The 12,746-nt window shown below is 68.4% G+C and carries 8 protein-coding genes; 1 reads left to right on the top strand and 7 read right to left on the bottom strand.

Annotated features, from left to right (window positions below):
• Position 1: 1 nt before the first annotated feature.
• The 6 genes from C1A30_RS16305 to ftsY form a co-directional block, all read right to left on the bottom strand.
• Positions 2-769 (bottom strand): enoyl-CoA hydratase, encoded by a 768-nt coding sequence (locus C1A30_RS16305; RefSeq protein ID WP_235009935.1) that lies wholly within the window; start codon positions 767-769, stop codon positions 2-4.
• A 35-nt stretch (positions 770-804) separates the two neighbouring features.
• Positions 805-2,367, bottom strand: coding sequence for a signal recognition particle protein (ffh, locus tag C1A30_RS16300; protein ID WP_101949252.1), 1,563 nt, complete (start codon positions 2,365-2,367; stop codon positions 805-807).
• Positions 2,368-2,377: 10 nt separating this feature from the next.
• Positions 2,378-4,846 (bottom strand): [protein-PII] uridylyltransferase, encoded by a 2,469-nt coding sequence (locus C1A30_RS16295; protein ID WP_101949251.1) that lies wholly within the window; start codon positions 4,844-4,846, stop codon positions 2,378-2,380.
• 77 nt (positions 4,847-4,923) lie between these two features.
• Entirely contained in the window at positions 4,924-5,262 is a 339-nt protein-coding gene (locus tag C1A30_RS16290; RefSeq protein WP_003881099.1) for a P-II family nitrogen regulator, read from the bottom strand.
• Between the two features lie 5 nt (positions 5,263-5,267).
• The gene (locus C1A30_RS16285) at positions 5,268-6,626 is read right to left on the bottom strand and encodes an ammonium transporter (protein WP_200828283.1); all 1,359 of its coding nucleotides are present in this window, start codon (positions 6,624-6,626) and stop codon (positions 5,268-5,270) included.
• 176 nt (positions 6,627-6,802) lie between these two features.
• Complete coding sequence (gene ftsY, locus C1A30_RS16280; RefSeq protein WP_101949250.1) at positions 6,803-8,077, bottom strand: signal recognition particle-docking protein FtsY; 1,275 nt, start codon at positions 8,075-8,077, stop codon at positions 6,803-6,805.
• Positions 8,078-8,126: 49 nt separating this feature from the next.
• On the opposite strand from ftsY, the gene fni reads away from it, so the two are divergent.
• Complete coding sequence (gene fni / locus C1A30_RS16275; RefSeq protein ID WP_101950251.1) at positions 8,127-9,131, top strand: type 2 isopentenyl-diphosphate Delta-isomerase; 1,005 nt, start codon at positions 8,127-8,129, stop codon at positions 9,129-9,131.
• Here the strand turns inward: fni and smc are convergent, their stop codons facing one another.
• Positions 9,132-12,725, bottom strand: coding sequence for a chromosome segregation protein SMC (gene smc, locus C1A30_RS16270; protein ID WP_101949249.1), 3,594 nt, complete (start codon positions 12,723-12,725; stop codon positions 9,132-9,134).
• Positions 12,726-12,746: the final 21 nt, after the last annotated feature.

The following is a 12,746-nucleotide window of genomic DNA, read 5'->3' as shown; positions in this document are numbered from 1 at the left end:
GCTAGGTGGTTGACCAGTTCGGCGGACGCTTCTCGATGAAAGCCTGCACGCCTTCCAGCGCGCTCGGGTCCATCATGTTGCAGGCCATCGTCGCACCGGCATCCTCATACGCAGACTCGATCGTTTCTTCACGTTGGCGGTAGAACAGGCTCTTACCCAGCGCGAGCGCGACGCGCGGCTTCGCGACGATTCGCGTGACCAGTGCCTCGATTTCATCGTCGAGCGCGTCGGGCGTCACGACACGGTTCACCAGACCCTTCGCGCAGGCCTCCTCGGCCGAGATGAAGTCGCCGGTGACCAGCATCTCGAAGGCGGCCTTGGCCGGCACGTTGCGGGACAACGCGACGCCCGGCGTCGAACAGAACAATCCGACGTCGACGCCGTTGACGGCGAAGCGCGCGTCGCTGCTCGCGATCGCCAGATCGCACATGGCGACGAGCTGGCAGCCCGCTGCGGTGGCAAGACCTTGCACCCTGGCGATCACCGGCACCGGTAGGCGACGGATCCCGAGCATCACGGCCGAGCACTGCGCGAACAGCCGCTGGTAGTACTCGAGCGACGGCTCGGCGCGCATTTCCTTCAGGTCGTGGCCTGCGCTGAAGGCCCGGCCTGACGCGCCGAGCACCACGGCTCGTACCGACTCGTCGTCGGCGAGCCCGTCGAAAGCCTCACCGAGCGCCGCGAGCATCGACTCCGACAGCGCGTTGAGAGCCTTCGGCCGATTGAGCGTCAGCGTGACGACGCCGCGCTCGTCGCGGTGCTGCAGCAACAATGCGTCGTCCATCGCGATGACCTCGCCCGCACTCAGTTCTTCGGGAACTTCAACTTCGACAGGTCGATGTCGGCAAGACCCGGCGGCAGCTCGTCGAGACCCTTGGGCATGTTCGACAGGTCGGGGAACCCGGCAGGCATGCCTGCGGCGCCCAACGGATTGCGCGCCTTCGGCGGCGTCGGACCACCCACCTTTTTGCGGCCCTTTTGCCCCTTCTTCTTGTTCTTCGCCGCCTTACGCGAAGAACCCTTGCGGCCGAACGGCATTCCCATCTGACCGGCCATCTGCGACATCATCTTGCGCGCTTCGAAGAACCGGTCGACGAGCTGGTTGACCTCCGACACGGTGACGCCGGATCCGTTGGCGATGCGCAGCCGACGGGAGGCGTTGATGATCTTCGGGTCGGCACGCTCGGCGGGCGTCATCCCGCGGATGATCGCCTGCACCCGGTCGAGTTGGCTGTCGTCGACCGCGGCCAGCGCATCCTTCATCTGGCCCGCTCCTGGCAGCATGCCGAGCAGGTTGCCGATCGGGCCCATCTTGCGGATCGCGAGCATCTGCTCGAGGAAGTCTTCGAGGGTCAGCTCGCCCGAGCCGATCTTGGCCGCGGCCTCCTCGGCTTTCTGCGCGTCGAAATGCTGTTCGGCCTGCTCGATCAGGGTGAGCACGTCGCCCATGCCCAGGATGCGGCTGGCCATCCGATCGGGGTGGAAGACGTCGAAGTCCTCGAGCTTCTCGCCCGCGGACGCGAACAGGATGGGCACCCCGGTGATGTCGCGCACCGACAACGCGGCGCCACCGCGGGCGTCGCCGTCGAGCTTGGTCAGCACCACGCCGGTGAAGCCGACGCCTTCGCGGAACGCCTCTGCCGTGGTGACGGCGTCCTGGCCGATCATGGCGTCGAGCACGAAGATCACTTCGTCGGGGTCGACGGCGTCGCGGATGGCGGCGGCCTGGCTCATCAGCTCGTCGTCGATGCCCAACCGGCCCGCGGTATCGATGATGACGACGTCGAAAAGCTTGGCCTTGGCCTCGGCCAGGCCCGCGGCAGCCACCGCCACCGGATCGCCGTGGCCGGCCGCTTCGGAGCCCTCCGTCGACACCCCGGGATGCGGTGCGAACACCTGAACACCGGCGCGCTCACCGACGATCTGCAGCTGGTTGACCGCGCCGGGCCGCTGCAGGTCGCACGCCACGAGCAGCGGCGTATTTCCTTGGTCCCGTAGCCATTTCGCCAGCTTGCCGGCCAGCGTGGTCTTACCGGAACCTTGCAGACCGGCGAGCATGATCACCGTCGGCGGCGTCTTCGCGAACGCGAGTTGACGGGTCTCGCCGCCGAGGATGCCGATCAGCTCGTCGTTGACGATCTTGACGACCTGCTGGGCCGGGTTCAGCGCACCGGAGACCTCGGCGCCCTTGGCGCGGTCTTTGATGCGGGCCACGAACGCGCGCACCACAGGCAGCGAGACGTCGGCCTCGAGCAGCGCCAGCCGGATCTCTCTGGTGGTCGCGTCGATGTCGGCGTCGGTCAGCCTGCCCTTGCCACGCAGCCCCTGCAGGGCGCCGGTCAACCGGTCGGACAGCGATTCAAACACGCTGTCAAGCCTAACTGGCTTCCGATACCGGTTTCGCCGGCGCCGGTGCCGGCAGCACCGCGTAGAGGTCCCGCTCCAGTTCCTCGCGCATCGAGCCCGCAACGGTGATCGCGAAGACGTCGACCACCGACGAGCCCAGCGTGGTCACCTTCGCCCATGCGATGTCGACCCCGTCGCGCTCGAAGATCGCGGTCAACCTCGCCAGCAGCCCGGCCCGGTCGGTGGCACGGATCTGCACAACCGACTCCCCCGCCTGCGGGCCGTCGGACCACAGGATCTTCGGCGGCGCGGTCGCATGGTTGATCGGCACCGCGTCGGGCACCTGTCCCGCCCGGGTGGTGCCGTGCTGCACCGCGTCCCTGTCCCGCTTGTCCAAGGACGCCAGCACGTCGAGTTCACCCTCCAACGCCAGGATGAACTGCTGGCGCAACAGTTCGGCGGCGGGCGGCGAACCGAAATGCGGTGACACCACGAACGTGTTGATCGCCGAACCCTCGTGCCCGTTCACCGACGCGGAGTGCACGCGAAGCGAATTGAGCGCCAGCACACCCGCGGCCTTCGACAGCAGACCCCGGACATCCGGCGCGACCATCGTCAGGTTGTAGATGTGCGGGCTGTCGCCTGGCGTCATCTCGACGTGCACGCCGCCGTCGGCGGCCAGCGAAATGAACCGCGGCTCAATGGGATCCGGCGTTGGCAGCGGTTCGCCCGCCATCACCATCCGGCAGCGCCGAACCAGATCGCCGATCAGCGACGCCTTCCAGTCGCCCCACACACCGGGTCCGGTGGCAAGCGAATCCGCCTCGGCAAGTACGTGCAGGAGTTCCAGCAACACCGGGTCGCCGTCGAGCGCCTCCACCACGGCCTCGATGGTCTTCGGATCCTGTAGGTCTCGCCGCGTCGCGGTGTGGGGAAGCAACAGGTGGTGGCGCACCACCTTCGACAGCAGTTCGACATCAGACGGCCACAGCCCCAGCCTGGTGCCGATCTGCGTGGCCAGTTCGGCACCGATGATGCTGTGGTCCCCGCCGCGACCCTTACCGATGTCGTGGCACAGCGCGCCGAGCACCAACATATCCGGCCTCGACACCCGGGTGGTGAAAGCGCTTGCCCGCGAGACTGTTTCGACCAGATGACGGTCGACAGTCCAGATGTGCACCACGTCGCGGGGCGGCAGGTCACGCACAGCACCCCACTCCGGGAAGAGCCTGCCCCACAACCCGGTTCGGTCCAGCGCCTCGATGGTAGCCACCGCGTTCGGGCCCGCGGCCAGCATCACCAGCAGATCCTTGAGCGCCTGCCTCGGCCACGGCGTGCGCAACTCCGGCGCGGTCTCGGTGAGCCGAGCCAGCGTCGACGCCGCGATCGGCAGCCCGGTCGTCGCCGATGCGGCGGCGACCCGCAGGATCAGGCCGGGATCGCGCTCCGGGCGCGCGTCGCGGGCCAGGATGACCTCGCCCGCGTACTCGATCACTCCCTCGTCGAGCGGACGGCGCACCGGACGCTTGAACGCCGCCAACCCGCGGCGCGGCAACGCATTCGCGGCCGTGCGCAACCCCGCGTCGACGTAGTAGCTGACGGTGCGCGCGGCATCAGACAGTGTGCGCGCCAAGTCGAATCGGTCCCCGATGTGCAGCGCGGCGCCGATCTCGTCGGCATGCTGGGCCAACAGCAGTTCGCGACCGCGACCGGATACCCGGTGCAGTTCGGTGCGCACGTTGAGCAGCGCGAGATGCGCCTCGCCCAGCGTGCCCGTCGGTGAGGCCAGCGAGCGACTGGGATACACGTCAGCGAGTTGCGCGATGGCCAGCGCGTTGAGCAGTTGCACGTCGCGCAGACCACCGCGGCCACATTTGAGGTCGGGCTCGGCGCGGTGGGCAATCTGCCCACTGCGTTCCCACCGTTGCTCGGTGTGGGCGACGAGTTCGTCGAAACGCGAGGCGATTCCCGTGCGCCACTGCCGACGGGCCCCGCTGATCAACAGCGACGACAGGTCCGAGTCGCCCGCGATGTGGCGCGCCTCCAGCATCGCGAGGCCCGCGGAGATGTCCTCGCCCGCGACCTTCAGCGCCTCGGGCACCGTGCGCACACTGTGGTCGATGCGAATGTTGGCGTCCCAGAACGGATACCACAACAGCTCGGCGACCTGGCTGACGGTTTCGCGCGGCATGTTGTCGTGCAGCAGCATCAGGTCGAGGTCGGAGAACGGCAACAATTCGCCGCGGCCGAGCCCGCCCGTCGCGACGATCGCGAACCCGCTCGTTGCGGTGATCCCGATCTCGGTGGCCTTGGTGGTCAGCCAGAAATCGTGCAGGTCCAACAGGGCGTCACGGAGTGCGGCCGAATCGAGTTGCCGCGCTTTACCGGAGAGCAGCTTCTCGCAGGCGGCCACCAGATCGGTCGCCGGACGAGACGAGCCCGCCGCCGGTGCCACCCATCTGGGCGCACCGGCGGCGGGACCTGGTGTCTGACTTGCCATTTAGAGTCCTCTCCCGGCTTTACCCATCAACGCTCACGGTGTAGTTCCGGGAGACGACGACTCATTTCACATGCGGCTCAAAGGGCGTCGGCCCCCCGCTCCCCGGTGCGCACCCGGACCACGGTGTCGACGGGGCTGACCCACACCTTGCCGTCACCGATCTTCCCGGTCCGAGCGGCTTGGACGATGACGTCCACCACCTTGTCGACGGCGGAGTCGTCGACGACGACCTCGACCCGCACCTTTGGCACGAAGTCGACCGAGTACTCGGCGCCGCGGTACACCTCGGTGTGACCCTTCTGGCGGCCGTAGCCCTGAACCTCGCTGACGGTCATTCCGAGAATACCCGTCTGTTCGAGGCCGGTCTTGACGTCTTCAAGCGTGAACGGTTTGACGATCGCAGTAATCAGCTTCATGTTCCTCATCCCTCCGCGCCGTGACGGGCCAGTACCGAGCTGCCACCACTGACCGCGGCGAGGTCGTATCCGGTTTCCGCGTGTTCGGCCTCATCGATGCCTGACGACTCGTCCTCCTCGCTAATCCGCAGCCCGATGGTGTATTTCACGATCAAGGCCACGATAGCGGTACCCACGGCGGAATAGAGCAGAACCGCCCCGGCACCGACGGCCTGACGCCACAACTGGTCGAAACCGCCGCCGTAGAACAGGCCCTTCACCGCCGCGGGTGCCTCAGCCGTCGCGACCAGACCCACCAGCAGTGTGCCGACCAGACCACCAACCAGGTGCACGCCGACCACGTCGAGCGAATCGTCATATCCCAGTTTGTATTTCAGGCCGACGGCCAGCGCGCAGATCACACCTGCGCACAACCCGACCACGATCGCACCGACCACGTTGACCGACGAGCAGGACGGCGTGATCGCGACGAGGCCCGCCACGATGCCGGACGCGGCGCCCAGCGAGGTGGCCTTGCCGTCACGGATGCGCTCGGTGAGCAGCCAGCCAAGCATCGCCGTCCCTGTCGCGATGGTGGTAGTGATGAACGTCGCCCCGGCAATGCCGTTCGAGCCGACGGCCGAACCGGCGTTGAAGCCGTACCAGCCGAACCACAGCAGACCGGCGCCCAACATCACGAACGGCAGGTTGTGCGGCCGCATCGGCGTCTTCGGCCAGCCGAGGCGCTTGCCGAGGATGATGGCGAGCACCAGGCCGGCGGTGCCGGAGTTGATGTGCACCGCGGTACCACCCGCGAAGTCAACTGCTTTGAGCTTGTTGGCAATCCAGCCACCGTGCTCGGCGGTGGAGCCGTCGAACGCGAACACCCAGTGCGCCACCGGGAAGTACACCACCGTGACCCACAGCGCCACGAACAACAGCCAGCCGCCGAACTTCATCCGGTCGGCCACCGCGCCGGAGACCAGCGCGACCGTGATGATCGCGAACATCAACTGGAACGCGACGAAGACGGTCTGCGGGATGGTCCCTGCCAGCGGAATCGACACGGCGGGATCAGCAGAGTCCAACTGCAGGTAGGTGCCGCCGATCAGGCCCTTGAGACCCCAGTACTGGGTCGGGTTGCCGAACAGGTTGGCGACGTCGTTGCCGAAGGCCACCGAGTACCCGTACAGCGACCACAACACCGTGACGACACCCATGGCGCTGACGCTCATCATGATCATGTTGAGGACGCCTCGTGCTCGGACCATGCCTCCGTAAAAGAAGGCCAGTCCCGGCGTCATCAGCAAGACAAGCGCTGCGCTTGCCAGCATCCATGCGGTATCACCGGTGTCCGGTATACCGAGGATCGGAAATCCATCCACTCGCAGTTCCCTCCTTCGACATGCCACGGCCGCAACGTTTTTTGCGACCGTTGACCTGGTCCAAGACTTTGCTGAGTGGTTGTTTCGTTTAAGACGCCGCGGTGTTTCGCTCGTGTGAACGGATTGGCCGACGACGTTTCACCGGTGTTACGTCGTGCGGTTTTCGCGGCTGCGCGTTAACCGAGCAGCGCGTCGACGAAGGCGGCGGGCTCGAAAGGAGCAAGATCGTCGGGGCCTTCGCCGAGACCGACGAGTTTGACGGGCACGCCCAATTCCTGCTGCACGCGGAACACGATGCCGCCCTTGGCGGTGCCGTCGAGTTTGGTCAGCACCACGCCGGTGATGTCGACGACTTCGGCAAACACCCGCGCCTGCGGCAGGCTGTTCTGGCCGATCGTCGCGTCGAGCACCAGCAGCACCTCGTCGACCTCTGCTCGCTTACCCACGACGCGCTTGACCTTGCCCAGTTCGTCCATCAGACCGGTCTTGGTGTGCAGCCGGCCCGCGGTGTCGATGACGACGACGTCCGCGCCGGTGTCGATGCCCTTGTCGACGGCGTCGAACGCCACCGACGCGGGATCGGCGCCCTCGGCGCCGCGCACCACCTCCGCACCCACCCGGGAAGCCCAGGTCTGCAGCTGATCGGCCGCCGCCGCGCGGAACGTGTCGGCGGCGCCGAGCACCACGCGGCGGCCGTCGGCGACCAGCACACGGGCCAGCTTGCCGACCGTCGTCGTCTTGCCCGTGCCGTTGACGCCGACGACCAGCAGTACCGACGGCTTGTTGTGGTGCGGCAGCGCCTTGATCGACCGGTCCAGCTGCGGCTGGAGCTGTTCGATGAGGACCTCGCGCACGACGGCCTTGGCGTCGGCCTCGGTGCGTACCCGGCTGCTGGCCATCCGCGACCGCAGGGCCGACACCACCGATTCGGTGACGACGGGCCCCAGGTCCGCGATCAGCAGGGTGTCCTCGACGGCCTCCCAGGACTCCTCGTCGAGGTCGCCGCCGCCGAGCAGGCCGAGCATGCCGCGGCCCAGCGTGTTCTGCGACTTGGCGAGCCGACCGCGCAGCCGGTCCAGGCGCCCGTCAATCGGGGCGATCTCCTCGGCCGGGGCGGGGGCAGGCTCGGCGGGCGCTACCGGCTCTACGGCCGGCTCAGGCAGCTTGACGTCGGCGATGGGCCGCTTCGGCGCATCCCGCGGAACGGTGGCATCATCGCCGACGGCGGGCAAGCCGCTGGTGTCGATGCGCTCGGCAGGCTCCGCCGGTGCCGACTGGGTGAACGTGATACCCGAAGACGCGGTATATCCGCCGGAGCGGTCGATGGGCGTGGCAGTGTCTGCAGACGACAGATTGATGCGTCGGCGCCGGTACCGCACCAGCCCGACGACCAGCGCGACCACGAGCAGAACGGCAACGACCGCGATTGCGATCCACACAGCTTCAGACACGACGCCATTGTCTCAGGGGGCACAGCCGGTGACCGTCGACCCCGGCGGGATGGAAACCCGCAAACGACGGCACATCGACGTGTGCCTGTCCGAGGCGGTCGATTTCCAGTCGGTCACCACCGGCCTGGAGCGCTACCGGTTGCCGTACAACGCGTTGACCCAGACGGATCTCGGCAGCGTCGATCTGTCCACCGAATTCCTCGGTGTGCCGTTGCGCGCGCCGGTGTTGATCGGCGCGATGACCGGCGGTGCCGAGCTGTCCGAAACCATCAACCGCAATCTGGCGGTGGCGGCGCAGCAACTCGGCGTCGGCATGATGCTCGGGTCGCAGCGCATCATGCTCGACAAGGGCGCGGCGTCGTCGTCGTTCCGGGTGCGCGACGTGGCCCCGGATGTGTTGCTGATCGGCAACATCGGGCTGGCTCAGCTGAACGCGGTGATGGCGCCGGATCTCGTAACGGCGCTGGATCACGTCGGCGCCAATGCCCTTGCGGTGCACACCAATCCACTTCAAGAGGCGATGCAGCACGAGGGCGATACCGACTTCTCCGGATCGGTGGCGCGGTTGCGTGACATCGCGGGCTCGATCGGCTTCCCCGTGATGCTCAAGGAGGTCGGCCACGGCATCGGGGCGGCCGCGGCCGCGGAGTTGGTCGACTCCCCCATCGCCGCCGTCGACGTGGCAGGCGCGGGCGGCACGTCGTGGGCGCGGGTCGAGCAGTTCGTCCGGTACGGCGAAATCCGCTACCCCGCACTGGCCGAGTGGGGCATCCCCACCGCCGAGGCACTGGTCGAGGTGCGCCACATGCTGCCCGACGTGTCGATCGTCGCGTCCGGCGGCATCCGCACCGGAATGGACGCGGCGAAGGCGTTGGCCATGGGCGCCGACGCGGTCGCGGTGGCCAGGCCACTGCTGGCGCCTGCCATCGAATCGCCTGCGGCCGTTGCTGATTGGCTGCAGCGGTTCATCGACGAACTGCTGGTGTGCCTGCACGGGTGCGGCGCGGCGAATCTGGCCGCGCTACGCCGCCGCGGGGTCACCAAAATCCAGTGATCAGTTGGCGGACGCGGCGGCGCCGACCAGCTCCTGCCCGCGCATGCGCTGACTGATCACCTGGGTGATGCCGTCGTCGCGCATCGTGACGCCGTACAGCGCGTCGGCCACCTCCATCGTCGGCTTCTGGTGCGTGATGACGATCAGCTGCGACTGCGACCGCAGCTGTTCGAACAGCCCGAGCAGCCGGCGCAGGTTCACGTCGTCGAGCGCCGCCTCGACCTCGTCCATCACGTAGAACGGTGAAGGCCGGGCCCGGAAGATCGCCACCAGCATCGCCACCGCGGTCAACGATTTCTCGCCGCCGGACAGCAGCGACAGCCGCTTGATCTTCTTACCGGGCGGCCGCGCCTCGACCTCGATGCCGGTGGTCAGCATGTCGTCGGGATCGGTCAGCAGCAGCCGTCCCTCGCCGCCGGGGAACAGCGAGGCGAACACCGTCTGGAACTCGCGCTCCACGTCGGCGTAGGCCTCGGCGAACACCTGCAGGATGCGCTCGTCGACGTCGGCGATGACGTCGAGCAGGTCCTTACGCGCCGCCTTGACGTCCTCGAGCTGAGTCGACAGGAAGTTGTAGCGCTCCTCCAGCGCCGCAAACTCTTCCAGCGCAAGAGGATTGACGCGACCCAGTTCGTTGAGCTCACGTTCGGCTTTCTTGGCGCGCCGCTCCTGGGTGGGCCGGTCGAACGGCATCGGCGCGGGCGCGGTCACCTGCTCGCCGCGTTCACGCGCCTGCTCGTACTCCGCCATCTCCAGCTCGGACGGCGGCAGCGGGACGTCGGGCCCGTACTCGGCGATCAGGTCGGCGGTCGCCATCCCGAACTGTTCGAGGACGGTGGCCTCGAGTTGCTCGATGCGAAGCGCCGCTTGGGCTTTGGCCACCTCGTCGCGGTGCAGCGCGTCGGTGATCGAGGCGATCTTCGCGGACAGCTCGTTGACTTCTTCCCGCGTCTTGGTCAGCGCGCCGGCGCGGTGCTGACGTTCGGCGGCGACCTCGTCGCGGGCGCGGGACGCGACACCGACCGCCGCGCTCAAGCGTTGCGCGACAAGGCGTCCCGACTCCGCGACCGCGGCCGCGACCGCCGCGGCGTGCTCGCGGGCTTCGCGTGCACGCTGGGCCCGCAGCCGCGCCTCGCGTTCGGCCGCCGCCGCCCGGCGCAGCGAATCCGCCCGCCCCCGAACAGCGTTCGCGCGCTCCTCGGCGGTGCGCACCGCCAGCCGCGCCTCCACCTCGAATGCGCGTGCATGCTCCGCCGCCGCCATCGACGCCTGCCGGTCGACGGGCTCGGCTTCGAAAGTCGGCTCCTGCTGCGCGTTGTGCAGCCGCTGCTCGAGTTCGGCGAGTTCCTCGACGGTGCGGTTGCGACCCGCCTCCAACTCGTCGCGCTGCTGGATCAGCCGCTGCCACTCGTCGTCGGCCGCGCGGGCGTCCTGCCCGAGCCTGCCGAGTTGTTCGTAGATCGCCGAGATCGCAGCGTCGGATTCGTTGAGCGCGGCCAACGCCTGCTCGGCCGCGTCCTGGCGGGCGGCCTGTTCGGTCAGCGCGCCCGACAGCGCGGCGGACAACTCGGCCGACTGGCGCTCGGCGTCGGCCAGGTCGGCGCGGGCCTTCTCCACCTCGGAGGTGATCTCCAGCGTGCTGGGTTTGCGGTCCGAGCCGCCGCTGACCCAGCCTGCGCCGACGAGATCGCCGTCGCTGGTGACAGCGCGCAGTTGCGGCCGCGACGCGACCAGGTCCAGTGCGGCGGCGAGGTCGGCCACCACCGCCACACCGGACAGCATCGCGGTGATCGCGCCCTGCAGCCGGTACGGCGCCTCGACCAGGTCGACGGCCCACGACGCGCCGTACGGCAACGGGTCGCGCGGGGTCGGGTGATGCGGCCAGTCACTCAGCACGATGGCCGCCCGGCCGCCGTCGGATTCCTTCAGCGCCGCGACGGCTGACCGCGCCGCGCCGAAGTTCTCCGCGGCGAGGGCGTCCGCGGCGGCGCCCAGCACGGCGGCCACCGCCGCCTCGTAGCCGGAGCGCACCTTCACCAGGTCGGCGATCGACCCGAAAATGCCTGCGCCACTGTGGTTCTGCTGCAACCAGGCGGCGCCGTCCTTGCGGTCCAGCCCGACCGACAACGCTTCGATGCGGGCCCGCAGCGAGGCGACCTGCCGTTCGGCGGCGCGTTCAGCGGCCTGCAGTTCGGCGACACGCTCGTCGGCGAGTCGCAGCGCGGCCACCGTGCGGTCGTGGTGTTCGTCGAGGCCCACCTCGCCGGCGTCGAGTTCACCGACGCGGCTCTGCACGGTCTCGAATTCGGCCTGCATCTGCTGCGCCTTGGCCGCGGCCTCCTCGATGCCGCCCGTCAACCGCGCCACCGTCTCGTCGATCGACTCGACGCGGGTGCGCATGGTGTCGACCTGTCCTGCCAAGCGCGCCAAGCCTTCTCGGCGGTCGGCTTCTGCACGGGCGGCGGCCAGATGGGCCCGTTCGGCCTCGGCGGCCACGCGCTCGCATTCGGTGAGCTCGGCGCGCGCCGACTCCAGGTGTGCCCGCGATTCGGTCAGCTCGGCGAGCAGCCGCCGCTCCTGTTCGGCGACCTCATCGGCCTGCGCCTCGAGCTCGTCGGGGTCGGGACCGGTGGACACGTCCGGCTCGCCCTCGAGGTGTTGCGCGCGCTCGGTGGCAATGCGCACGGTCGCGCTGACCCGTTCGGCGAGCGCCGACAGCCGGAACCACGTCTGCTGCGCCGCATCGGCGCGCTCGCTGAGCGAGGTGACCGCCGCCTCGTGCGCATTGAGTTCGACGGTCTTGGCGTCGAGCAGCGCCGCGGCCTCGTCGTGTTCGCGGCGCAGAGTGGTCTCGGCCTGGTCGGTGTTGTCGAACTCGGCCTTGCGGGTGACCAGGTCGTCGGCGGCCAACCGGAGCCTGGCGTCGCGCAGATCGGCCTGGATGGTCTGGGCGCGCCGGGCCATCTCGGCCTGCCTGCCGAGCGGCTTGAGCTGGCGGCGCAACTCCGTCGTCAGGTCGGTCAACCGGGCCAGGTTGGCCGACATCGAATCCAGCTTGCGGACCGCCTTTTCCTTGCGCTTGCGGTGCTTGAGCACGCCCGCGGCCTCTTCGATGAACGCCCGCCGGTCCTCCGGCCGCGACTCGAGGATCTCCGAGAGCTTGCCCTGCCCGACGATGACGTGCATCTCGCGGCCGATGCCCGAGTCGGAGAGCAACTCCTGCACATCCATCAAACGGCAACTGCTGCCGTTGATTTCGTACTCGCTTCCACCGTCGCGGAACATCCGGCGGGTGATCGACACCTCGGAGTACTCGATCGGCAGAGAGTTGTCGGAGTTGTCGATCGTCACGGTGACTTCGGCGCGGCCCAGCGGGGCACGCGACGACGTCCCGGCGAAGATGACGTCTTCCATCTTGCCGCCACGTAGCGTCTTGGCGCTGTGCTCACCCATCACCCAGGTGAGCGCGTCGACGACATTCGACTTGCCCGACCCGTTCGGACCGACCACGCAGGTGATCCCGGGCTCGAAGCGCAGAGTCGTGGGTGCGGCAAAGGACTTGAAGCCCTTCAGCGTCAGACTCTTGAGGTGCACAACGCGCCACACTACCGCCGC

Source organism: Mycobacterium sp. 3519A (assembly GCF_900240945.1).
In the GTDB taxonomy this organism is placed as follows: Bacteria; Actinomycetota; Actinomycetes; order Mycobacteriales; family Mycobacteriaceae; genus Mycobacterium.
Note: the sequence above shows the minus strand (reverse complement) of the source record. Positions and strands in the feature narration are given on the sequence as shown.

Excerpts from the sequence above, each read along its gene's own strand:
- C1A30_RS16295 (WP_101949251.1), bottom strand. The coding sequence starts at position 4,846 with ATGGCAAGTCAGACACCAGGTCCCGCCGCCGGTGCGCCCAGATGGGTG.
- C1A30_RS16290 (WP_003881099.1), bottom strand. The coding sequence starts at position 5,262 with ATGAAGCTGATTACTGCGATCGTCAAACCGTTCACGCTTGAAGACGTC.
- fni (WP_101950251.1), top strand. The coding sequence starts at position 8,127 with ATGGAAACCCGCAAACGACGGCACATCGACGTGTGCCTGTCCGAGGCG.